The sequence below is a fragment of the Aquimarina sp. ERC-38 genome, assembly GCF_026222555.1.
Classification (GTDB): domain Bacteria; phylum Bacteroidota; class Bacteroidia; order Flavobacteriales; family Flavobacteriaceae; genus Aquimarina.
Genome location: NZ_CP098511.1, coordinates 4265868 through 4291755 on the forward strand (window position 1 = coordinate 4265868; position 25888 = coordinate 4291755).

Here is a 25888-nt window from a genome sequence, read left to right on the forward strand (position 1 = left end):
ACTTCATAAATACAATAGGATTTTAAGGTTATATCCCCACTATAACTAATTCATTTAAGTCCTTTTCTCGTCATATTTCAAATAACCTGAAAATTTATAAATTTTATTCTAGCAAGGTATTTCTTAGCTATCAATTATCATTTGTGAAAAATTAATTTAATTATTTATACTAACATGTATTCTATGAAAACAACTTTATTTTTATCGCTAATTTTTCTTGTAACAATTATTCCGCAGACTATTGTATCTAAATCAAAAATTGATTCTAATGTAAAAGTCAAAAAACAAATTAAAAATTTAAACAGTACATCCTCTACGGATGATACGTTTGAATTTACCGATACTTTTTTAATCAATGCGGACACTGATCAAATAATTGCTACTTTACCTAATTATTCTTCTGAAATATCTATAGATTCGGATACGTTGCAAGGTGCTAACCTTACCTTCCAAGCCAATTACGTAGGTAATGCAGATAATGTAATTATTGAATTTGATTTATGGTCGCCACATCATGCAGAACGATTTTATAGAGACAGCATAGCTCCTTATAGTTTGTTTGGAGACGATAATGGAGACTATCAAGGAACAATTTTTCCTGACGGTCAAACTTTTAATGATGAGTATCTTGTCTTTATAAGAGCTTACAAAGGATTTGTATCCGAAGAAAATTTAATTGATGAAAATGTTGCAGGGATTAAATTGAGACAAGTTAATATAGAACCATCACTAGGTTTTGCTGAAGTATATCTTAACGAAAACACTCTGGAAAGACAATTTTTTGAGGAGTATGAAACTTCAAGCCCTTCTACCCTAACCCTCATCATCCGGAAATGTCTGGATTGCTCAAGTAATGTATCCAGCATATTATTTAATTTAAAAGGCCCGGTAGAGGTAAACAATCTTGTAAATGAACAGGGCGGAAGATATTCCATTTTTGGTTTTTCTCAGGATAGAAGACCCGCAAGAAAAATCCTACCTCCGGGTTCCTATGTAATTGAAGCTACGCCATACACGGGTAGTAACGGTACCGGAATAAAGGGACGTACTTCTACCTTTGGGTTTACTGTTGGGCATGATAATAGAAACCCAATTAAAATTAATTCCGTTCAGATTGCATCCATTCAATCAGACACCCTCTATCAGTACCAAAGCCTTAGTAACGGACAGATTTTTAATAAGAGTGAGGAAGGTTTAGCTTTCAACTCAATATCTTCAATCGTCGCAAACATAGATTCGGAATTTGTAAAAAGTGTGGCTTTTGACTTAGAAGGTGAAATTAATCTAAAAACTATTGAAAACATCTTTCCTTATGCACTGTTTGGTGATGATAATGGTATTTTAGACCTTCAAGATTTTCCTAGCGGTACCTATAAGTTAACTGTTATACCTTATAGTGAAAGAAACGGGCAAGGTGAATCTGGTACCTCTCAAATAAAGAATTTTACTATTACCCGTGATGAACAAAATGATCCTTTTGAGTTCACCGGGTTTACTATTATTAATGCAGATACGGATGAAGCTTTATCTCAAAACAGATTGTTATACGGGAATACCATCGTAAATATGGATGGGTTAGAAAATGCTAATTTAACTCTAGAGGCAAATTTTAAAGGAAATAATGATGGGATAACGGTAGAATTCAGAGAAGAATTCTCACAAGAAAGTCGTATTGAGCGGTCTGCACCGTACGTTTTTGATGGTAACTCAGGTAGTAATTATTTTGGAAAACCAATTCCTGTTAGTAATACAGATACTAAAATATTTCGGGTCATTGCAACTAGAGGGGAGGGGGAAAATAAGGTAATCGTAGATGAATTTGATAAGGAAGTATTCTTTGTGAGTTTTGATGACTTAGTCAGTTTTAGTGATTTACAAATTGGTAATCCTAACTCTGATCAAACTTTTGACTTTTTTTCAACTACTTATCTATTAGGAGATAGTGGTAGAATTGGTGATGGTAATGTTGGAATAGTAGTAGAAGACCGGTTTAGATTATCTTCACCTCGTTTAGTAAGTAGTGTATCCTTTTCACTCTACGGCCCTATTAGTTATTCATACATTGAGAATGATCGACAGGACAATAACTTTTCTCTCTTTGGTTATACGGATACTACCTTCAATACAAGACAATTTGTTCCGGGAGATTATACCTTTACCGCTACACCTTACACCGGAAAAAACGCGACAGGTTATAAGGGAGGTTTTTTTCGTATAAATTTCTCCATCATAGAGGAGGAAGGTCAGAACAGATTGATCCTATATCCTAACCCGGCAAATCAGAGTACCACTTTGACTACGGCAGATCAGACAATTATTTCTGCTGATTTATATAATGTACAAGGTTTTAAAGTACGTACCTTTAAAAATCTACAAAATGAAAGCAGTACTATCAACACTTCCGGATTACCAATAGGTTATTATTATCTTAAAACAGTAGATGATAAAGGTGAATTAAAAACAGAAAAACTTCTAATACAACGATAGCCTTAAGAAACAAAATGAAAATTCCGGTTATTTCCATATACCGGAATTTTCTGTTTTACATATTTGTTCGAGACAAATAATTCATTTTTTCTTACTAAGAAAATTAAAATATTGAAATTTTAAATTCTTTATCTTAAAATCCCCACGCTACCCAACCTCAACCAATTCCAACACCTGAAACCTACCAAAACCTTCTTCATCAATTTCGGTTAATTTCACATTGTGTATAGTATTTACCAGTTCCGGGTTCCAGGGCATTCTTACTTTTATATAATTTTCAGTAAATCCGTGAATGTAACCTTCTTTATTTTCGGCTTCAAATAGTACCTTTTGTACGGTTCCTAGCTGGCTTTCATAAAAAACCCTTCGCTTTTTAGCGGATAGTACCCGTAACATTTTACTTCGCTTTTTACGAACGGGTAAAGGCACTACATCCAGGGATTCAGCTGCTAAAGTATTTTTTCTTTCAGAATAGGTAAAAACGTGTAGATAGCTAATATCCAACGAATTAATAAACTCATAAGTTTCTAAAAAATGAGCTTCAGTCTCGCCGGGAAAACCTACAATCACATCTACCCCAATACAGGCATGGGGCATTGCTTTTTTTATAATTGCTACTCGATCTCTATACAAATCAGTAAGGTAACGACGTCGCATCAATTTTAAAATCTCATCGCTTCCGGATTGTAGCGGAATATGAAAGTGAGGAACAAAGCTATTAGAATTTGCTACAAACCGTATGGTTTCTTCTTGTAACAAATTTGGTTCAATAGAAGAAATTCGTAATCTCTCTATACCCGGTACCTTATCTAAAGCTTGTACCAGTTCAAAAAATGTATTTTCGTGTTTTTTGTTACCAAACTCCCCTTTTCCGTAATCTCCGATATTTACCCCAGTCAATACAATTTCTTTAATTCCTTTAGATGCGATTTCGCCAGCTTTAGCCAAAACATTTGCCAAGGTATCACTACGGGAAATTCCGCGGGCAAGCGGAATGGTACAATAGGTACATTTATAGTCGCAACCATCCTGCACTTTTAAAAATGCCCGGGTGCGGTCGCCAATCGAATAACTTCCTACGTAAAAATCAGCATCTTCAATTTCGCAGGAATGCACTTCGCCCTGATCATTTTTAGAAAGGTCATTAATATACTGATTCAATTTAAATTTTTCCGTAGCACCCAAAACAAGGTCTACTCCATCTACTGCTGCTAATTCGGCTGGTTGTAACTGAGCATAACACCCCATAGCAGCAATAAAAGCCTCAGGATTTACCTTTTGTGCTTGTTTTACAATGGATTTAAAACGTTTATCCGCATTTTCAGTAACCGAACAGGTATTAATTACATACAAATCTGCTTTTTGAGAAAAATCCACCCGCTCAAAACCTTCCTTTTGCACTTCGCGAGCAATGGTAGAGGTTTCTGAAAAATTTAATTTACAACCCAGCGTATAAAATGCAACCTTCTTTTTCATTAATATTACTGCTTATCTTTTTAAAACGTAGGAAATCTAGTTATCTTTAACCAAAGAAAATAAGTTCGCTACTATTGAATTTACAAAGATACCAACTAATATTTAGCTTCACAAAACGCTTACTTACAAACTATTATTCTGCTATTCTAAGTTTAAAAATTATAGACGAGTTTCAAATGCGTGGAGCAAATTGGTCTTTTAATAGCAAACAGTTTCTTATTACTATTTTATTGAGTAGTTTTTTATTCAGTTGTAGTCAACCTAATTCAACCTTTAAAGATACTGATGTCTTTAGGTATAATCAGTACGATAATGTAACTTCGCTAGATCCTGCTTTTGCCCGGGATATTCCTAATATCTGGGCGACAAATCAATTATTTAACGGGCTGGTACAATTAGATGATTCTTTAGCAATCCAGCCGGATATTGCTACTTCATGGGAAATATCTGAAGATAACCTGGACTACACCTTTAGCCTTCGTAAGGATGTATATTTTCATAAAAATGAACTATTTGCTACCCGGGATAGTACACGTAGGGTTACAGCTGCCGACTTTGTGTATAGCTTTAACCGATTAAAAGACCCAAAACTAGCCTCCCCCGGAGCCTGGGTATTAAAAAATGTAGAACAATGCGAAGCCTTAGATAAACACACTCTGCATATTAAGCTAAAACAGCCTTTTCCTGCATTCCTAGGATTATTAAGTATGCGTTACTGCTCAGTCGTTCCTAAGGAAGCTGTGGATTGGTATGGTAACAATTTTAGAGCAAATCCGGTAGGTACCGGCCCCTTTTATTTTAAACTTTGGGAAGAAAATATCAAACTGGTATTGCGGCGTAATAAACACTATTTTGAAAAAGATAGTTCTGGAAATGCACTCCCTTATCTGGAAGCAGTAGCAGTTACCTTTTTACCAGATAAGCAAAGTGAATTTTTATTATTTATGCAAGGCAAATTGGATCTCTTAAACAGCCTGGATGCTTCTTATAAAGACGAATTGCTTACTCCTTCCGGAAAATTACGAGAGGTACATAAAAACCAAATGCATATTGATAAGGGACCATATCTTAATACGATTTACCTTGGATTTTACCTGGACGGTGATACCTCTCCGGTACATTCGGAATGGTTACGAAAAGCGATTAATTATGGGTTTGATCGTAAAAAGATGATCACTTTTTTAAACAATGGGATTGGCACTCCTGCTACCAGTGGCTTTATCCCTAAAGGCGTACCAGGATATAAACCCAATAGCGGGTTTACTTATCAACCGGCAAAAGCAAAAAAGTATATACAAAAGTATATAGAAGTTACCGGCGATACTCAACCGGAGGTACGTATTGCTACGGATAACAATTATCAGGTTCTTTGTGAATTTATACAAAGGGAATTAGAAAAGTTGGGGATTAAAATTGCAGTAGACGTTATGCCTTCTTCTACGATAAGAAAGAAGAAATGGGGAGGAGAACTAGATATTTTTCGTGCCAGTTGGATTGCTGATTACCCGGATGCAGAAAATTTTCTATCTCCGTACTACAGTAAGAATTTTACCCCAGACGGCCCTAACTATACTCACTTTAAGAACGAAAAATTTGATGTTTTATACGAAGAAAGTTTTTCTATTCAAAATGATTCCATCCGGCAGGGTTTTTATACACGTATGGATTCCATTATTATAGACCATGCTCCTATTATCCCTTTATATTATGACGAAGTTATTCGTTTTACCCAAAAAAACGTAAAAGGATTAACCACTAACCCTCAAAACTTTCTGGTTTTAAAGAAAGTATGGAAGGAAGATTAGTAGTACTAAAATATTATTAAAAACAACGATTATTGTTTTTAACCCTTTTAATTTGCATTTTATCTATATTTTATTAGTTTTGCTGAAATTTTGTGATAACTTCAAATCTATTAAAATGAAAAAAACATTACTTTGTTTAACCATGTCTGCTTTTTTAACTGTAATCTCTTGTGGAGATGATGCTGACAATGTAGATCAGGATTTAGAAAATGCGGCACTAGAAGACGTTGCTCTAGAAGCTTCAGATGTTTTAAGCAACCTAATTATTGAAGGTGCTGAAAAAAAAGCAGGTAGTGCTCCGGCACCAACTGGAACGGCTTCCTTTACTATTGCTACTAAAAAACAATCTGCGTTTCAGAAAAATGGTTTTGATATTGAATTACAAGCCCCCGAAAATTATGCCGGTGCTTACCTGGTAGTAAAAGACGAAAGTGGTGTGGCTTCCGGATATTTTGATATTCCTAAAGGCGCAAACTTTAGAAATAAAGCTAAAACAAGTAAAAAACGTAATTTTCTAAAATCTTCAATACAAAAAATGGATGAGAATACTATTGAAATTGATGTGGATTTTAACGACGTACCTCCCGGACAATTTTGTTATTTACTTTGTATCTACACTGAAGATGGAGCCGTAAGTGAACCTTCTGAAATTTGTGTAGAAGTAGAAGCATGGGGTGGTAATAGTGCTATTATAGGAGAGTGGGCATTTCAAAAGTCAACTTACAACTATGATGATGAAAATGATATAGACGAAGTAGGAGTGGAAGATTGTGATGAACGAACTGTTTTTTGCGATAATGAGGAAGAAATTATTGTTGAGAAAGCTTATTGTGATACTACTATCTTTGGTGACTTAACTTTTAAAGAAGATGGTACTTATATTTTTGTAGACCAAACGAAATTTAAAAACCTGGATTATGAGGCTACGCGTGAGAATTGTGAAGCTCGTTATGAGGAAGAAGGTATTGAAAATACTACTTCCATCGGAAACTGGGCTTATAATGAAGAAGAAAATATTTTAACTTTAGTAGAGTTCACTTATATAGAAGATGATGAGGAAGAAACCTATACAGATGGGGAATTATTATTTAATGATTCTCTAAAAATTTCAGGGAATTCCTTAGAGTTCTTTGGGAGTGAAGAGTTTGAAGGAGAACTAGAAACTTTCTCCAGTGTTTTTGTCAAAAAATAAAACTATAACTAACCAACTTTTAAAAATGCCTTCTACTTTTCAGAAGGCATTTTTTCTTTATTCATATCCCTTCCGCCAGGACTGGGTTTGTTCAAATACTTGTTCCAGAATGGCTTCTTCTTGTTTTGTAAATTCCAGGTTTCTTCGTTTCATGACTACATTGGCAACTTCAAAGGCTTTTTTAGTAAGATAGGTAGTAAAACCACCACTTCCCCCCCAACTGTAACTAGGAATAAAATTTCGGGGAAAACCACCTCCAAAAATATTAGCGCTTACACCTACTACGGTACCGGTATTAAACATAGTATTAATTCCGCATTTAGAATGATCGCCCATCATCAACCCGCAAAATTGTAAGCCGGTTTTTGCAAAGTTTCCTGTTTCATAATTCCATAAACGAACGGAGGCATAGTTATTTTTTAAATTGGACGTATTTGTATCTGCCCCCAGGTTGCACCACTCCCCGATCACTGAATTTCCTAAAAATCCATCATGACCTTTATTAGAATACCCAAAAATAACCGAATTACTTACTTCTCCTCCTACTTTAGCATATGGTCCGATGGTAGTTCCGCTATAAATCTTGGCCCCCATTTTAACCGTTGCATGTCCGCAAAGGGCAAAGGGCCCACGAATCATGCTTCCTTCCATGACTTCAGCATTTTTCCCAATATAAATAGGTCCTTCAGTAGTATTTAAAATAGATACCTTCACCTTAGCTCCATCTTCAATAAAAACTTGATGCTCCCCAATAATTATATTATCCGATGATAATTCCTGACTGTTTTTATCTTTAGTTAATAAATCAAAATCTGCTTCGATTTCGCCAGGATTGTTGGTAAATATATCCCAGGTATGTTTGATCGTATGCTCGGGTGCTGTTTCGCTTTGAATAATTTTATAAAATTCAAAGTCTACTGCTGTCCCTTCTTTAGTATAAAAAGCAACAGGAATATCTTTATTAAAAATAGCTTGCCCGGGTTGAAGGTCTTTTATTTGAGTAACTAGTTTAGGAGTGGGTAGATAAGAAGCATTGATCATAATGTTATCTTCAAACTCTACCATAGGGAATTTGTCACTTAAATAATTTTCAGTAACCGTAGAGGTGGTAAAACCCAAATGTTTTTCCCATTTTTCACGGATCGTCAAAATTCCTACTCTAATCTCAGCAACCGGCCGGGTAAAGGTAAAAGGCAACAATGCATTACGGGCAGGGCCGTCAAATAAGATATAATTCATATGCTTAGTATTAATTAGAAATACCGTTAAAAAAGAAAAACCCCAAAGGTAAAGAACCATTGGGGTTTTATGATATCACTAAAAAGTTTATTTCTTAAACTTCGCGTATTTATTTTTAAATTTATCAATACGTCCTGCTGTATCAATAAGCTTGGACTTCCCGGTATAAAAAGGATGAGAAGTTCTTGAAATTTCCAGTTTAACCAGGGGATATTCAACACCATCCACATCTAAGGTTTCTCTGGTATTAGCCGTAGACTTTGTTAAAAAAACCTGATCGTTTGACATATCTTTAAAAGCAACTAGACGATAATTTTCCGGGTGAATATCTTTCTTCATGATGATTAAATCTTAATTTTCATTTTTGGAAGTGCAAATTTAGCAATATTCTTTTAATTTACAAGAGTTTCTTTACGATTTAATTATGCAAATCATTTATGCTGAAGAATAAATTACTTTCAAAAAAGTGAAAATGTAACCTCAAATGCTTTAAAGTCTAGGATTACCTTATCTTACTATGTTTTATATATAGTTGTTAATCTTAAACCGGAAGTTGATGCTTTAAAATACTAGAACGTATTTACTCCATTCCTTGGAAGGGAGGGTTGGGGTGGGATGTTTACTTAAGTTGAAACTTATTTCCACCCCTCTCGCGGATATTTACGTACCCGGTTGGGGTGAGATGTCTACTTAAATTGAAACACCCATCCCTAGCCCTTCCCTCGAGGGAAGGGAATTAAAAAGTTGACATTTACCGTACATCTTTATTTATTTTGCTCTTTGATATAAGTAAAACACATGTTTTTATAACCCACTAAAATGGTAACTAAATAAAGGTTTAAAGTAAAGCTTGAGTTAGCCTTGATTAATTTGTAGGTTTCCTAATAATTCATTTTTATTTTTGGTAAAATCAACCATTTACAGATTCGCATCAAATTTCAATTTAATATGGGTTTCTATCCGAGTAATCGTTTTAACCTAACTGATTTTAGTACATTTGCTTCCTTTAGCAATAATCAAAATAAACATGGAAGAACAGCAACCGGACACGAAAAAACTAATTGTAAATTATGGACTTATCCTAGGTATTGTCTCCATTTTATATAGTTTAACTATTTACCTAACTGATTCTTATAAAGATCCGCATTGGTCCGTAGGTATTTTAGGCTTTATTATTTTACCCGTTATCATCTATTTAAGTATTAAAACGTATAAAGAAAACAACAATGGTTTTCTTACCTTATCTAATGCTTTAAAGATTGGGATAGGAGTTGCCCTTGTTGGGGGTATTTTATCAGCGTTATGGAATATCACCCTAACTAGTGTTATCGAACCTGAATACACACAACAAGTATTAGCCGCTCAAAAAGAAAATGCTTTAAAAGATTCACCAGACTTAACCGAAGAGCAAATAGACCAGGTTTTTGCTATGACTGAAAAATTACAATCCCCCTTTATCAGTTTTGCCTTTGGGATTATCGGAAGTTTATTTTTCGGATTTATTTTTTCGTTAATTATTGGTTTAATTATGCAGAAAAAAGAAGAACTCTATTAAGGTAGTACCACATTCTATGAATATCTCCGTAGTTATACCTTTATTGAATGAAGAAGAATCTTTAAAAGAGTTGTATACCTGGATCGCAGGTGTTATGAAGCAACACGGATATACTTACGAAATTTTATTTATTGATGATGGTTCAACAGATCGTTCCTGGCATATTATTAAACAACTTTCATCAGAAAATCCGCAGATTAAGGGTATTCGTTTTTTGCGAAATTTTGGAAAATCACAGGCGCTCCATGCTGGTTTTTCAGAAGCCGAAGGAGAAGTCGTTATTACCATGGATGCCGACCTGCAGGATAACCCCGAAGAAATACCGGAATTGTATCAAATGATTACAAAACAAGGGTTTGACCTGGTTTCCGGATGGAAGAAAAAACGCTACGACTCGGTACTAGGTAAAAATTTACCCTCCAAACTTTTCAATGTGGCGGCCCGTAAAACATCGGGACTGCACTTACATGATTTTAATTGCGGATTAAAAGCTTATAGAAAAGAAGTCGTTAAAAATATCGATGTACATGGCGAGATGCACCGGTACATTCCGGTACTGGCAAAAAATCAGGGGTTTAAAAATATAGGCGAAAAAATAGTGCAACACCAGGCGCGTAAGTATGGTAAAACCAAATTTGGTGCCAGCCGTTTTATTAATGGTTTCCTGGATTTAATGACCATCAGTTTTATGTCAAAATTTGGCAAAAGACCTATGCATTTCTTTGGACTGATTGGAACTATCTTGTTTATTATTGGTTTTTTATGTGCTTTATATCTGGCTATCGATAAATTATTTATTGAAGTACGGGGGCGGTTAATTGCACAACGTCCGGAATTTTACGTGGCCCTCACTGCTATGATTCTAGGAACTCAATTTTTCCTGGCAGGATTTCTGGGAGAAATTATTTTAACTTTAAAAAGTTCTAAAGAAAGGTATCGAATTTCAGAAAAAATCCATCTTTAGCAATCAGCTCCACCTAAAATCAAATTAAACACTATTTTTGTTTAAAATTCAATAGATTCTCATGCAATTAAATGATACGGCCATGACCGCAAAAGTTGAAGAATGGCTTTCTCCGGTTTTTGACTCAGAAACAAAAGAAAAAATACAAAGCTTACAAAAAAACAACCCTGAAGAACTTAAAGAAAGTTTCTATAAAAACCTAGAATTCGGTACCGGGGGCATGCGCGGTATTATGGGGGTGGGAACCAATCGTATTAATAAGTATACGTTGGGCAAAAGTACGCAGGGGTTAAGTAATTATTTGCTTAAAACCTTTGCCGACGAACAACCCAAAGCGGTAATTGCCTATGATTGTCGTCATCAAAGTGATACATTGGCAAAAGTAGTTGCAGATGTCTTTTCAGCAAATGGTATTAAAACCTATTTGTTCAGTGACCTCCGCCCTACTCCTGAGTTATCATTTGCCGTAAAAGAATTGGATTGCCATTGCGGTATCGTCTTGACAGCAAGTCATAATCCCCCTGAGTATAACGGGTATAAAGTATACTGGCAAGACGGTGGTCAGCTGGTACCCCCGGAGGATGCAGAAATTATTGCTGAAATCACTGCTTTACAATATGAAGATATAAAATTCGGGGCTAACCCGGATCTGATTGAATATATAGATACTACTATTGATAACGCTTTTATCGATAAAAGTGTTGCTAACGGAAGTTTTATAGCTTCCGCAGAAGCGAAAAAAAATACAAGTATCGTATTTACTTCTTTACATGGGACTTCTATTACCGCAGTACCTGAAACCTTAAAAAGAGCAGGTTTTACCAATGTTCATATCGTTGAAGAACAGGCAAAACCTGATGGTAATTTTCCGACGGTGGTTTCACCTAATCCTGAAGAAACCGAAGCGCTGGATATGGCGTTGCAGTTAGCAAAGAAAGTCGATGCTGACATTGTGATCGGTACCGATCCGGACTGCGATCGATTGGGGATTGCGGTAAAAAATACTGAAGGAGAATTACAATTATTAAACGGTAATCAAACCATGGTGGTGATGACCTGGTTTTTATTGCAACATTATAAAAATAAACATGGTTTTAAAGGTAATGAGTATATCGCTTCTACCATCGTATCCACACCTATGATGAAGAACCTGGCAGATGCTTTTGGGGTGGCTTATATGGAGGTGCTTACCGGTTTTAAATGGATTGCCAAATTGATTAAAGACCACCCGGACAAACATTTTATTGGGGGCGGTGAAGAGAGTTTTGGATATATGGTTGGAGATTTTGTGAGAGATAAAGATGCCGTTACCGCTACCTTATTAGCTTGCGAAATTGTGGCGTATACTCAAGCAAACGGGAGTTCTTTTTACCAGGAATTATTACAACTTTATACAGAACATGGCTTTTTCAAAGAAAATCTGGTTTCTCTCGTAAAAAGAGGAATTGAAGGGGCAAGTGAGATCAAACAAATTATGGTTGATCTTCGGGAAAACCCGCCAACTGAATTTAATGGAGAAAAAGTAGTCTTAATTGAAGATTACCAGGCTGGTGAAGCTGTCAATATTCAAGATCATACTACTAATAAAATTGATATTCCAAAATCGAACGTATTGATATTTTACACCGATGGCGGGAGTAAAATAGCCGCCCGCCCCAGCGGAACCGAACCAAAGATTAAATTTTATATTAGCGTTCAGAGTGAAGTAGCTTCTGTAGATGAAGTACCCACCGTTTCTGATCAACTTGATCAAAAGATAGAAGCAATCAAAAAAGACCTGAATGTGTAACAGAAAGGATTCGGATAACGTAGTACTCCCTACATGAATTATTTTAAGCAATTTTTTCGTTTTGCGGTTCCCTATAAAATTTACGGAATTTTAAATATTTTATGTAATACCATGTACGCCCTTTTCAGTGCGTTATCCTTTATTGCTATCTTTCCGGTATTAAAAGTTTTATTTAATACGGAAGCAGATCAGCAATTCTACCAACCGGAATGGACCGGAATTATTAATGTAAAACAATATTTAATAGACAGTCTGAACTGTTACATAGAAGAAACTACGGCTTTACATGGTAAAATGCCTATTCTGACATATGTAATTATTGTTATTATTAGTATTTTTCTTCTTAAAAACCTTTTCGGCTACCTGGCCTTGTATTTTATTACTTTTTTACGAAATGGTGTACTTAAAGATATACGGAATGAATTGTATGATAAAATTGTAAGTCTGCCTTTATCCTTTTATTCTGAAAAAAGAAAAGGTGATACTATTGCTAGGATAACTTCGGATGTTTTAGAAATTCAGAATTCATTTCTTTCAATTCTTGAACTTATTGTAAGGGAACCTCTTACCATTTTTTTTACCCTGGTTTCTATGGTACTGATTAGTGTAAAACTAACTTTATTCGTATTTGTATTTATTCCTGTTTCCGGATTTATTATTTCGCTAGTTGGAAAAACTCTAAAAAAGCAATCTGATAAAGTACAAAGAGAACAAGGACAGTTTTTATCTGTAGTTGAAGAGACCCTGGGAGGTTTAAAGGTAATCAAAGGTTTTAATGCGGAATCGCGGTTTTCACAGAAATTTAAAGCCTCCACCCAACGTTATTTTGATTTTTCAAACACCTTATTAAACCGTCAAAACCTGGCGTCACCTACTAGTGAATTTTTAGGTATTTGCGTAATTGCGGTTTTATTATGGTACGGAGGTATTTTGGTTTTTAAAGATAAATCCCTGGAACCCGAATCATTTATTGTGTTTATAGGCTTGGCTTATAATATTTTAACTCCCGCCAAAGCAATATCCAAGGCTAACTATAGTGTTAGAAGAGGAAATGCAGCAGCAGAAAGGGTACTGGAAGTTTTAAACACCCCCTCCCCTTTGGCAGATCAAGTAGCAGCACAAACCAAGCAAGACTTTACTACAGCCATTACTTTAGAAAACGTTTCCTTTAAATATGAAGATGACTACGTATTAAAAGATTTCAATTTAACTGTAAAAAAAGGAACTTCTGTAGCCCTGGTAGGACAGTCCGGGAGTGGAAAATCAACGATTGCTAATTTGGTTACCCGTTTCTATGATGTAAGTGAAGGAACTATTGCATTAGATAATACCCCTATTAAGAAACTAACCAAGCAGTCTTTACGCCAATTAATAGGATTGGTTACTCAAGATTCTATTTTGTTTAATGATACCATTAAAGAAAACTTATGTATTGGTAAAGAAGATGCAACCGATGAAGAAGTTATTGCTGCTCTCAAAGTCGCTAATGCCTGGGAATTTGTAAAAGATCTACCAAAACATATTCATACCAATATTGGGGATAGTGGAAACAAATTAAGTGGGGGTCAAAAACAACGTTTATCCATTGCCCGGGCAGTGCTTAAAAACCCTCCTATTATGATTCTGGATGAAGCCACCTCTGCCCTGGATACTGAAAGTGAGCGATTGGTTCAGGCAGCATTAGAAAATATGATGAGAAATCGTACCAGTATTGTCATCGCGCACCGTCTTTCTACCATCCAGAATTCGGATCGTATTGTGGTTATGCATAAAGGTAGTATTGTCGAACAAGGAACTCACGAAGAGTTGTTACAAAAACAAGGAACTTACTACAAATTAGTTTCCATGCAATCTTTTGAGGAGTAGGAATATTAATATTAGTTTTATCATATTACCAATAATTACTATATACTCATTAATACTTCTACCAGATTTATAAAATAAGCTAGTGTAAACAATTAACCAATTTGCCTTAAATAACGAAGGGCGCCTTATGGGCGCCCTTCATCTTCACACAAATCATCTTAATTTAAGGATTTACTCTAAAATTAAAACTCACTCTTTATATCTTAATACGGTTTTATCTTTTCTCGATTACGGTGTAAATATACAAACATATTTAATATCTACAAATTAAATTACGTCTTTTACCCAATTAAAATGAATTTTACCATAATGGATAAAATAAAACCTAAAATTCGTAATATAATACTTACATTATTACTTTATTACTAATTTTGAGTATTAATTATACGGTTATTTAGTAATATTTCCACCTTCTATAGTAATAGACGTTAAAAACTAACATTTATTACGTATAAATCAGAAAAAATATAGGGTAAATTAGTAATAATATGATTTTTAAGCGTTTACCGCATCAAATTCAAGTTAATAAAACATGTATTTTATATAGGTAAGAAAGAATTCTTATTCTTTATTAATTAACTATTTCAATCCTTCTATTCAACATTTAATAAGATTTGGAATTGATTTTAATGATTTGGCACCTATTTTATAATGTGCTATTGAGATCATCACTAAAATACAAACTAGCTATTCTTAAAAAATTTAATATAAATTGCGATTTAAATATCTGTATCAATCCCAAATTATTAAAATCAAAAAGCCATTTCAAAAACTGAAATGGCTTAAAATCATATTAATTTTAAAGGGCTAACTCAAAAAATTAAAAATTATGATATGTATTTGAAAAAAATCTTTCTAAATACAGGTCAAATGTAAGAAAATAATTACTTAAAACCAAAAAATATTACTTTTAAACCTATTTTATTACTTTTTATCGATATTTATGAATTAGGTACAAAAAAAGAGCGCCAGACGGCGCTCTTCTCCTCACACAAATCATCTTAATTTAAAGGCTTACTCTAAAATTAAAACTCACTTTAACTACAAATTTTATCCTTTTGAAAGATAAAATTATCTCTTATTAACACATGTCAAATATACGGTAAAAAGTAATATAAAAAAATAAAAAACGTATTTTAACATAATAAAAACGTATTTCATCTGGATTTACATCGTGATTTATGATTTAAAAAAGAATTATACTACATTTATTAAACTGAAAATCGACTAAAACCATTTTAATTTGTTGATAGTAAATACTTTAAGGGAATTATTCTTATAAAATTACATTTACCATAATTAAATTGTGAGAAGTTATAAAATGCGTAAAACCTGCCAGGTTGCAATACTTCCTTTAAATTTCTGTCGCCTTAATAATATAACGTACCTTTGCGCCTTATTTAAAATATATGAACAAATTCGAGCAATTAGGCTTAGGTGAAGCCGTTTTACAGGCCGTGAAAGAAATGGGATTTGAAACACCCAGTGAAGTACAGGAAAAAGCTATCCCTATATTGTTAGAGCAAGATACGGATATGGTTGCTTTGGCACAAACCGGAACTGGTAAAACAGCCGCTTTTGGGTTTCCACTTATAGAAAAAATTGATGCATCTAGTAGAATTACCCAAGGGTTAATTCTATCTCCTACTCGTGAATTATGTTTACAAATTACAAATGAGTTAAAAAACTACTCGAAGTTTGTAAACGGTTTACATACCGTTGCTATTTACGGAGGTGCCAGCATTACCGATCAGGCGAAGCAAATTAAAAAAGGAGCGCAAATTATTGTAGCAACTCCCGGGCGTATGCAGGATATGATTAATAGAAAGTTGGTGAATATTACCAATATTGATTATTGCATCCTTGACGAGGCTGATGAAATGTTAAATATGGGGTTTTATGAGGATATTAAATCCATTCTTTCAGATACCCCGGATCATAAAAATACCTGGTTATTTTCGGCAACGATGCCCAGAGAAGTGGCTACTATTGCAAAACGCTTTATGAGTGATCCGGTAGAAATTACCGTAGGTCATAAAAACACTGGTTCAAAAAATGTTTCTCATGAATATTATGTAGTTAACTCAAGAGATCGATATGCAGCCTTAAAACGTCTTGCAGATGCCAATCCGGACATATTTTCGGTAGTGTTTTGTCGTACTAAGCGAGATACTCAAAAAGTAGCTGAAAATCTAATTGAGGATGGGTACAATGCCGCAGCACTTCATGGGGATTTAAGCCAGAATCAGCGTGACCTGGTTATGAAAAGTTTTAGAAACAGACAGATACAAATGTTAGTAGCGACAGATGTGGCAGCCAGGGGTATTGATGTAGATGATATTACTCATGTGATTAATTACCAGTTGCCCGATGAAATTGAAACGTATACACACCGTAGTGGCCGGACTGGTCGGGCGGGAAAAAGCGGGGTCTCTATGGTCATTGTGTCTAAAAGTGAGATACGCAAGATTAAAAGTGTTGAACGTATTATTAAACAGACTTTTGAGAAGAAAGATATTCCAAGTGGTGAAGAAATCTGTCAAATACAATTATTTCACTTAGCTAATGATATTGCAAAGGCAGAAATTAACCATGAGATTGACCCTTATTTACCTTCTATAAACGAAGCTCTGGAAGCTTTTACAAAGGAAGAGCTCATTAAAAAACTTTTTTCAGTAGAGTTTACCCGATTCCATAACTATTATAAAAAATCCAAAGATCTAAATAGTAGTGCAGAAAGTACAAGTTATAGTGCAGATGGAAGTGTACGATACTTTATCAATGTAGGAGAACGGGATGATTTTGACTGGATGACCCTTAAAGATTTCCTTAAGGACACTTTAGATTTAGGACAGGATACCATAAGTCGCGTAGATGTAAAAGAAAATTTCTCTTTCTTTAACACCCCGGCAGAATTTCAGGAAAGAGTGCTTGCTATTTTTGAAGATTTTCAAATGGACGGGCGAAAGGTGAATATAGAAATTTCTAAGAGCGGTGGTCGTCGCGACGGAGGTTCGCGAAGGAGAAATCGACGAGATGGAAGCGGAGGCGGTGGATCTAGTTCCAGATCTTCCTCTCGAAGAAGTAAAAACTTTTCACCACGCGGTTCCGGTACCAATTCTTCTGACGGAAGACGAAGAAGAGACCGGAGAAAAAGAAGCGATCGAAACTAACTTTTTAAAATTTATCTAAGTTTGGCTCGATTTTTATGCTACATTTAAATAGTGAATCGTCTTTGTAAATATAGCCCTATACCCCGTATGAAGTTCGGATACTATTTGTTACTTCTTTTATGTACACTTCCCTTTTGTACTTTTGCACAAGAAGAAGTTGCTGAAACACCCATGGTTTCCGGTAAAGTTTTAAATGCGGCAAATGATGTAAAACTGGAAAGTGTTCATGTAGTAAATCTCAATAAAGTAAAGGGTACTATTACAAATGATCAGGGAGACTTTACACTTTCGGCCGAGGTAGATGATACCTTGTATTTTACCTATATTGGATTTAAACCTATCAAAATTCGGGTTACTAATGATTGGATCCGCTTCGGGGCGGTTAAAATTAAAATGACTGAACTGGGTATTGCCCTTGAAGAAGTAGTGGTTGCTGATGTACAACTTACCGGATATCTGGAGATAGATGCAAAACGTATTCCTATTTATAATAACTACCGCTATAGTATTTCAGGTTTAAGTCGTGGATATGAAGGTGGAAGCCGGCAACCCGGCGCTTTTAATAAAGTATTAAAATCAATATTTAATCCTGCCGACTTTCTGTACAATGTCTTTAGTAAAAAAGGTAACGAAATGCGGAAAATGCGGAAAATGAAAGAGGATGATGAAATCCGTAACCTGCTGGAAACTAAATTTGATCGTGAAACCTTAATGGCTTTATTACAGATTGAAAAACTGGATATAGACGAAATTTTACGAAACTGTAATTATTCAGCAGACTTCATTAATTTTGCTAATGACCTTCAAATTCTTGATGCCATTAGCGAATGCTACGAAAACTATAAAACCCTTAACCGTAAATAGAATAGTGTTTACCTAATAGTAAGGTAAAAGAATAGGAAGAATTTTAAACCGAATATATACGCATCGGTTGTTCTTAGAACTGCTTTGGATTTAGAAATAAGAAAACTTTTATAATTTATACCAAATGCTTTTTTCACCAAATTTTCCTCATATTTAAGTTGTCTAATTGTGAATTTCGTAGTACTTCGCTATAAGTTGATCATGACTTTTTAAAACTTTTTTAGTCCATTCCCAACGTAGATATAACTGCTCTTCTTCGGTAAGTTGCCAGGTTAGTTCGGAATTTTGTAGGTGCTGGGTTGCACTTTGTAATATAATTGCTGCCGAAACAGAAATATTTAAACTTTCCGTAAACCCATACATAGGAATATATAACCTACTGTCTGCTGCGTTAAGAACATCTTCACTTAGCCCACCCTGCTCCTGTCCGAAGAAAAATGCCGAAGGTTTGGAAAAATTGAAATTTGAAAGTGCTACAGCTGGTTGATGCGGAGTCGTAGCTACTATTTGATACCCTTTTTCTTTTAAGCGATTTATACAATCCCTGGTATGGTGGTGCCGATGGATACTTACCCATTTTTGAGCTCCCATAGCAATCTCCCGGTCGATCTTTTTACGATTGCGTTCTTCAATAACATGCGCTTGCTGGATTCCAAATACGTCACAACTGCGTATTACCGCACTTGTATTATGTAATTGATATACGTCTTCAATAACCACCGTATAAAAATTAGTACGTTGCGCTAATACTTCTGTAAATAATTGCTTCCTCCGGGGTGTTATAAAGCCTTCTAAATAGTTTAGTAATTTTTTGTCAACCATCTAATTATCTTCTATGCAGAATGTTATATAAAACGAGCTCAAAGCTTTAATATCAAATACTATTAGATAGAACAAAAGGCTTGGTATTTTCATACCAAACCTTCCGAACCATTTGAATTTAGCCAATATAATATTTTATACGAAACCTCGTTTACGGGCTTCTTCTAATAAGGTTTGATCATCTGCCTTACTGATTGAGAACATCTCTTTGATTTGATTTTTTCGTTTTTCAATAGCACTTAAGGACAAACTTACATAATTAGGTAAGTTTTTGGTCTTAACACCACGAGATAAGTGGTATAATATTTTTAGGTTTTTTTCATCTAGAGAAAAGTTATTTGTCATCATTTTCCTAAAATGATTGTTAACCGTGGCACTATAATAAGGCGTACCATTTACAATATTATTAAAAGCTAACAATAATTCGTTAGACGTAAGATCACTTTTAATTAAGAATCCAGAAGGGTTCACATTTTTCAAGATATTATGAATACGATGATCCTCACGGTGCATAGTTAAAATGATAATTTTCGAATCTGGCAACAGTTTATTAGCATGTGATGCCAGGTCTTCTCCCGAGGTAATCTTACCATCTGATGACGGAGGTAATTTTATGTCAACAAACAACATATCATAAGGTGTACCACTGGCAGACCGACGTATCAAGTCAATAGCATCATCACAATTAGAAGCAATATCAATTTTAATATTGTACTCCTTTTGATTCTCTCCTAAGAGTGTATTTTTATAACCTTCAATAATCATAGGATGATCATCGATCATCAAAACTTTTAACTTTTTTTTCATTGTAGTTCGCTAATTTTAAAAACAGGAATTATCCTGAGGGGTTCTTTCATACAGAGGTTTTCTAAGTTAAGCTGTAATAATATGTCTAAAATCAATGTTAACTCCGAAATTTCTAATTGTCCCCTAAAATAAGGATTTTTTATTGTTAAAAGAGCAGAATTCCTCTAACTTTTATTCTAATTCTACTTACAAATATAAACTTTATAAAGGAATTTCAACAGAAACTTGTGTTCCTACCCCGCTTTTACTGGTAAAATCTACAACGCCATTCATTTGTTTTACGCGAGAAGTAATGTTCTTTAAACCGATACCTTTTTTCACTTTATCTTCTTTAAATCCTACTCCGTTGTCTTTGACGGTTAGTTTGATTTCATTATCCACAAACTTAAACTCTACATTTATTTTAGTAGCATTTGCATGTTTAAAGATGTTTTGCAAAGATTCCTGAATGATTCTAAAGAGGCTAATTTTTTTAGGATCGGGGACTTTTTTCCAATCTATATGTTCTTCGTACTTAAATTCAAATTTAATTTTATGTACTTCACAAAGTTCGCTGATAAGGCTTTCCACTACATCAACATAGGCGATATCTTTTGCTAAGGTTTCGGTACCTAAATCATGGGATATTAAACGTATTTCTTTTTCAATATCCTTTAATTCCTGGTTGTATTTTTGACGTATTTCATTATGTTCATCATTGGTTCTCTGGTTAATACCGTCCAGGCTTAAACGTACTCCGAATAATCTTCCTAAAACTCCATCGTGTAATTCTTCAGACATCCGTTGTTGTTCCAGTTTACGACCTTCTTCCAGTTTGGTTTGTTGGGTAAGCAACAATCGGTAAATTTCCTGGTTGGTTTCTTGTTGTTGCTGTTCAAATTCCAGTTCAATATTTTTACGCCGTTGTTTAAAGATGGTGTACCCTAAAGCTGACAACATACTTATTAAAACTAAAGAGACTAATAGTACCTGATTGGTACGGCTCATTTGTACAATTTTCTCCTCTGCTTGATCCGTTTCAAACCGAATCCGAGCGAATTTATCACGAAAAGCTCGTTCTTCTTGAATTAAACTATCATTTAACGCGATATACTTTTTAGCATATTGCAATCCTTCCTCACTTGGTGAGACATCAGCTAATAGTTGATAGGATTGCAAAAGTTCTTCGTTATTTTCTAATTCCTTCGCTAAATCTTTCGCAGTTAAAGCAAAACTTTGTGCTAAACTATCATTTAATATAGTCTTATAATATTCAGCTAAATGAAGGTTGTTTGTAATTAATCCTACTTTATCGTTAATACTATCTCTAATTTTTAAGGTTTTATAAAAAGCTTCAGGAATATTTTCTAAATTATTTGAAAGAAAGTTAACGTAAGCCATATTGTCCATTAAACTTGCTTTCCATTTAGCATTGTCCTTCAAAAATTCCTTATTATTTAACGCCTTCTCATAATACTTTTTAGCATTTGTGAAATTTTTTGTAGACTTATAAACAGTTCCAACATTATTATTACTAAGAACGTTGTATAACTGTTCTTTTCCTGTATTCTTGGCAACTTCAATAGCCTGTAAATAGTATTCAACGGCATCCTCATATCTACCTAAATATTTTGAAGTAGAACCTAAATTTGTATAACTTAAAGGTAAATATTCAGGTTTGTTTGACGTTTCAAATTTTTCAATAGCTCTTATAGTGAGGTCTTCACTTCTAGTATAGTCTTTAACCTTTCGAGAAAGTTTGGCTAGATCAAGTAGAACTTTACCATAATCAAATTCAAAATCAGTAAAACCTGATTTTATCGACTTGTCTAGTATTTGATATATCTTTTCTGCTTCATGAAAATTTTTATATGCACTATCTATATTTTTATATCTGTAATATATCCCTAAATTAGAATAAGCTTTTGCTATCCCTAGCGAGTCGCCTAATTCTTTTGATATATTTAACATACTTAAATCCATATCTTTAGAAACTTCCGGCAATTCTAATTCATCATACAATGCTGATAATTTTAGATATATATGTTTGTTGAATACTAAATCTCGTGAAGATCGTATTTTAATTAATGCACTATCAAGATACTTAATTCTATTTTTTGCAGAAATTTTACTATTTGACGCTGATAATATGTAATTTTCTACTTCTCCTTTTAATGATATTAATTGAGAATTTTCTTTCTTCTTTTCAGTACAAGACAAAATAACGAAGATTGCCAATAGTAAGAAAAGTAAGATTTTATAAAATTTCATAAACCAAAGTTAAAGTAAGAAACATTGAAAAATAAAAAATTTCAAGAACAATATTAACTATTCTTGAAATTTTTATTTTTATTTGATCAAATTATTAGAACAATATTATCCTTTTTTAATATCCTCCTCTGTTTCTTCACTTGCATTAATTTCTACATTCTCTATTTCATCAGCACTTAACTCTTCATTTACATTGTCATTTTCACAAGCGATAAATACAGATCCTACGAATAATACAGCTAATAATGTTTTTATAGTTTTCATAATATATATGTTTAATTGTTGTTGTTATTTTTTTGTTGTAATTAGTTTTTGTTTTTATTATTTTGAGGCATCTTATCATTACGTTTACCTTTCGTTTTTAATAAGGAATCGCTGGCCAGCTTTCTACTCAGATGTCTCCTCGTATTTCCTATTTAGTAAATGTAACAGGTTGATAACCTTAATTGTACACTACAAATGTATGCTGGTTTTGGATTGTAGCCTAATCTAATGAGACGTGTTTTGTAGATACGTATCAAGGCGGTGTGAATACGTAGGGTATACGAGTGTATGATACTATTTTAAAATTGTAGAAATTTGAACGTGCAAAAACACAAGGTCAGAAACGGCTTACAAACGATAAATACAGCCCTTAACAACTAACAGGGGTTAGTTAAAATCCCTTTTTTTCTACCAATTATTCCCATTTTCATAATTCAAAGTAGAAAATAATACTAGTAAATAACATCTTTAATATATATGACATGGTTATAGGAATATCCATATTTTTAAAAAGGGAAAATTTATTATGGTAATAGTGCGATTTAAATCAAATACCTTACAGAAGATTGTGGGAAATATATATGTAGTTTTATTAAAACATAAAATACACGTAGCATATTTTCTAATTGTATTAAGAGGTAGATACTATAAGTTATAGGTTCTAAGAAAATAAGAAACTATTTGAAAAGTTAATTCCACAGTTTTTTCAGGGGAAATTAATAAAACAATAATGTGGTTTTTAAAATGTTGTGACTAATCTTAATTTGATAGAAAAATCATATTATTACTTTAAGAGATACTCTATACCCTTTTGCTTACAACTAAAAAACCCCAAATCTATAAGATTTGAGGTTTTTATTGGTACATGCTGATAGAAGGTATACTTTTTAAACGTATAATAAGCTTTTGTTGGCCAGGGTATCTTTAATTTCTTCAACGTTATTCTTGTATGATTTAGAAAACGGAATTAAATCATTAGAATTTTTAATAGCACATTTAGCTTTACCAAAATGAATCCTGGAAACGTGCTTTGTATTAATAATATAACTATTATGGATACGGACAAAGGAGTCCGGTAATAAATTTTGAAAATGCTTTAAGGTTTTAAAAGCTTCTACATTAGTACCATTACTCATGACAAAGTCAGTGGTATTGCTATCTGCTTTTAAGTATAAGATCTCATCCAGGTTGACAAATCGATAATCTCCGTAAGATCGAAAACATAAGGTATTATCGTATAATTCTTCATAGTCTTTTTCAAACCTATGAGTGATTTTTATTAGATCAGCGTTTCTAAATGGTTTTAGAAGGTAATCCATTACATTATTTCTAATGCCTTCAATAGCATATTCCAAAGTTCGGGTCATCACCACAAACTTTGGGAGATACGTCATATATTTAGACAATTCGGTTAGCAGGTTGTACTGCATCCGATCCTGATAAATACCGGGAGTATCCGGTTCCATAAATACAAGTGCCGGTTTTCTTTCTAAAATCAAATTTAGCGCATCCGCTTCATTTGAGGCAATACCGGTACAAACATAATTTTCATATCTTTCTAAAAAAATCTGAATAGTATTAACAGCGCTATTGTCATTATCAATGATAATATAGGGGTATTTCATAAGGGTACAATTAATGATTAGTTATTTAATTTGTTGTTGTTGTTTACATGTACATTTACTACTGACAATATATCATTAATAATAAAAAAGTATCTGTGGAAAAACCTCAATATTAGTATGGTACGTATCATTTGTCCGAAAAAACAACTATTTCAGCGGACTTATGCACCATATAAAGCTATTTTTTTATATTTACTATAACGTTTAAGTATTGATGGAATACATGAAAAATATTGTGGTTTTAACCGGTGCCGGAATTAGTGCAGAAAGTGGCATCAAAACGTTTAGAGATGCAGATGGTTTATGGGAAGGTTATGATGTGATGGAGGTAGCTTCCCCACAAGGTTGGCAAAAAAATCCGAAGCTAGTACTTCAGTTTTATAATGACCGTCGCCGTCAATTATCAGAAGTGCATCCTAACGCTGCTCATAAGGCTTTAGTACAACTAGAAGAACAGTACCATGTCACAATCATTACTCAAAATGTAGATGACTTGCATGAAAGAGCTGGAAGTTCACATGTCGTACATCTACACGGTGAATTATTAAAGGCAAGAAGTCAAAAAAACCCGGATGAAGTAATACCTTGTACAAATGACATTAATTATGGTGACACCTGTAAGTACGGACAACAACTCCGCCCACATATTGTTTGGTTCGGAGAAGAAGTACCCATGCTGGAAACAGCAATATCCCTAACTGAAAAAGCAGATATTCTAATCATCATCGGGACTTCTATGCAAGTATATCCTGCTGCAAACTTAGTGCACTACGTAACCCCAGGAATTCCAAAATACTTTGTAGACCCCGCTCCTGCCATAACAGATAAGTCTATACAGGTAATTGCTAAAAAGGCCAGCCTGGGCGTTCCTGAATTAGTGACTAAACTTTTAGAGCATGTTTAAATAAGATTCTTATAAATTACCTTATTCTATTGAGAATGATTTGACAATTCTGCCATAATACCCAAGATTCTTGACTTTCCTTCGTTTTTTCATAGTCTTTATCGAGTCTTCTGAAGAAGTTGAAGATACCGAAAGTCCTTTCAGTTACCCATCTCCACTTCAAGGGAACAAAACCTTTTGTGGATGGGGGAGTTGATGATATCTTTACCTCAAGTCCAATTACATTTTCTTCAGCCCACCTCTTAAATATTGTTTTGTAGGCATGATCAGCTACTATTTTTTCCATCCTATCCAGGTACCCTAATAAAGGTTCCACAACTTTGTTGGCTACTACCCCATCAGCTTCATTGGCAGCCCCTACAACAACCCCCCAAACTAAACCTAACGTATCAGTAATTACGTGACGTTTACGGCCATTTACCTTTTTATTACCGTCAACCCCTTTTGACATACTTGTAAAAGGACCGGACTTTATGGATTGACTATCAATGGATAACAAGCTAGGTGTTGGTTCTTTCCCTTGTCGGTTCCGCTCCATTTTGTTAAGCTCAATATTTAATCTCTCTTGTGTCCCATCTTTTTGCCATTTGCGAAAGTAATAGTATACACTTTGCCATTTTGGAAAACTATCCGGGAGGTTACGCCACTGAGTACCTGTACGGAGTTGCCATAAAATAGCGTCTACAATATCCCGTAGTTTATAATGCCCCCGGGTTTTCTTAGGTAAAAATAATTCCATATATTCCCATTGCTGGGTAGTTAATCTGTTATATTTAGATTGCATAAACATTGTTGTTTTAGTCAAC

19 protein-coding genes are annotated in these 25888 nt (G+C 34.1%); 10 read left to right on the top strand and 9 right to left on the bottom strand.

Features of this window, described 5'->3' with window-relative positions; all coding sequences use genetic code 11:
* Positions 1-183: 183 nt before the first annotated feature.
* Entirely contained in the window at positions 184-2487 is a 2304-nt protein-coding gene (locus NBT05_RS17645; RefSeq protein WP_265771211.1) for a T9SS type A sorting domain-containing protein, read from the top strand.
* A 147-nt stretch (positions 2488-2634) separates the two neighbouring features.
* On the opposite strand, the gene mtaB is transcribed toward NBT05_RS17645, so the two are convergent.
* Positions 2635-3963 carry a tRNA (N(6)-L-threonylcarbamoyladenosine(37)-C(2))-methylthiotransferase MtaB gene (gene mtaB / locus NBT05_RS17650; protein ID WP_265771212.1) on the bottom strand — a complete coding sequence of 443 codons (1329 nt, stop codon included), beginning with the start codon at positions 3961-3963 and terminating at the stop codon, positions 2635-2637.
* 176 nt (positions 3964-4139) lie between these two features.
* On the opposite strand from mtaB, the gene NBT05_RS17655 reads away from it, so the two are divergent.
* Both NBT05_RS17655 and NBT05_RS17660 read left to right on the top strand, forming a co-directional pair.
* Entirely contained in the window at positions 4140-5768 is a 1629-nt protein-coding gene (locus tag NBT05_RS17655) for an ABC transporter substrate-binding protein (RefSeq protein ID WP_265771213.1), read from the top strand.
* A 115-nt stretch (positions 5769-5883) separates the two neighbouring features.
* Positions 5884-6960, top strand: coding sequence for a hypothetical protein (locus NBT05_RS17660; protein ID WP_265771214.1), 1077 nt, complete (start codon positions 5884-5886; stop codon positions 6958-6960).
* 57 nt (positions 6961-7017) lie between these two features.
* Here NBT05_RS17660 and NBT05_RS17665 read toward each other — a convergent pair whose 3' ends face one another.
* Both NBT05_RS17665 and NBT05_RS17670 read right to left on the bottom strand, forming a co-directional pair.
* Positions 7018-8199 carry a GlmU family protein gene (locus tag NBT05_RS17665; RefSeq protein ID WP_265771215.1) on the bottom strand — a complete coding sequence of 394 codons (1182 nt, stop codon included), beginning with the start codon at positions 8197-8199 and terminating at the stop codon, positions 7018-7020.
* Positions 8200-8286: 87 nt separating this feature from the next.
* Entirely contained in the window at positions 8287-8538 is a 252-nt protein-coding gene (locus tag NBT05_RS17670) for a type B 50S ribosomal protein L31 (protein ID WP_265771216.1), read from the bottom strand.
* 688 nt (positions 8539-9226) lie between these two features.
* On the opposite strand from NBT05_RS17670, the gene NBT05_RS17675 reads away from it, so the two are divergent.
* From NBT05_RS17675 to NBT05_RS17700, 6 genes are all read left to right on the top strand, one after another.
* Positions 9227-9754 (top strand): DUF4199 domain-containing protein, encoded by a 528-nt coding sequence (locus tag NBT05_RS17675; protein WP_265771217.1) that lies wholly within the window; start codon positions 9227-9229, stop codon positions 9752-9754.
* Between the two features lie 16 nt (positions 9755-9770).
* Entirely contained in the window at positions 9771-10718 is a 948-nt protein-coding gene (locus tag NBT05_RS17680; RefSeq protein ID WP_265771218.1) for a glycosyltransferase family 2 protein, read from the top strand.
* A 61-nt stretch (positions 10719-10779) separates the two neighbouring features.
* On the top strand, positions 10780-12507 hold the full coding sequence (locus NBT05_RS17685; protein ID WP_265771219.1) for a phospho-sugar mutase: 1728 nt from the start codon (positions 10780-10782) through the stop codon (positions 12505-12507).
* A 33-nt stretch (positions 12508-12540) separates the two neighbouring features.
* A complete protein-coding gene (locus NBT05_RS17690; protein ID WP_265771220.1) occupies positions 12541-14373 on the top strand; it encodes an ABC transporter ATP-binding protein in 1833 nt (610 codons plus the stop codon).
* 1409 nt (positions 14374-15782) lie between these two features.
* Positions 15783-17546, top strand: coding sequence for a DEAD/DEAH box helicase (locus tag NBT05_RS17695; RefSeq protein ID WP_265771221.1), 1764 nt, complete (start codon positions 15783-15785; stop codon positions 17544-17546).
* Positions 17547-17633: 87 nt separating this feature from the next.
* Positions 17634-18410 (top strand): carboxypeptidase-like regulatory domain-containing protein, encoded by a 777-nt coding sequence (locus NBT05_RS17700; protein WP_265771222.1) that lies wholly within the window; start codon positions 17634-17636, stop codon positions 18408-18410.
* Between the two features lie 162 nt (positions 18411-18572).
* Here NBT05_RS17700 and NBT05_RS17705 read toward each other — a convergent pair whose 3' ends face one another.
* From NBT05_RS17705 to NBT05_RS17725, 5 genes are all read right to left on the bottom strand, one after another.
* Positions 18573-19232, bottom strand: a complete 660-nt coding sequence (locus NBT05_RS17705) for a TrmH family RNA methyltransferase (RefSeq protein ID WP_265771223.1) — start codon at positions 19230-19232, stop codon at positions 18573-18575.
* Between the two features lie 135 nt (positions 19233-19367).
* The gene (locus tag NBT05_RS17710) at positions 19368-20039 is read right to left on the bottom strand and encodes a response regulator (protein ID WP_265771224.1); all 672 of its coding nucleotides are present in this window, start codon (positions 20037-20039) and stop codon (positions 19368-19370) included.
* 201 nt (positions 20040-20240) lie between these two features.
* Positions 20241-22289, bottom strand: coding sequence for a tetratricopeptide repeat-containing sensor histidine kinase (locus NBT05_RS17715; RefSeq protein WP_265771225.1), 2049 nt, complete (start codon positions 22287-22289; stop codon positions 20241-20243).
* A 105-nt stretch (positions 22290-22394) separates the two neighbouring features.
* Positions 22395-22553: a hypothetical protein gene (locus NBT05_RS17720; protein WP_265771226.1), complete on the bottom strand. Its 159-nt coding sequence runs from the start codon at positions 22551-22553 to the stop codon at positions 22395-22397.
* An 887-nt stretch (positions 22554-23440) separates the two neighbouring features.
* Positions 23441-24178, bottom strand: coding sequence for a LytR/AlgR family response regulator transcription factor (locus tag NBT05_RS17725; RefSeq protein ID WP_265771227.1), 738 nt, complete (start codon positions 24176-24178; stop codon positions 23441-23443).
* Positions 24179-24401: 223 nt separating this feature from the next.
* On the opposite strand from NBT05_RS17725, the gene NBT05_RS17730 reads away from it, so the two are divergent.
* On the top strand, positions 24402-25082 hold the full coding sequence (locus NBT05_RS17730) for an SIR2 family NAD-dependent protein deacylase (RefSeq protein WP_265771228.1): 681 nt from the start codon (positions 24402-24404) through the stop codon (positions 25080-25082).
* 16 nt (positions 25083-25098) lie between these two features.
* On the opposite strand, the gene NBT05_RS17735 is transcribed toward NBT05_RS17730, so the two are convergent.
* Positions 25099-25866 (bottom strand): IS5 family transposase, encoded by a 768-nt coding sequence (locus tag NBT05_RS17735; protein ID WP_265770084.1) that lies wholly within the window; start codon positions 25864-25866, stop codon positions 25099-25101.
* Between the last annotated feature and the right edge of the window lie 22 nt (positions 25867-25888).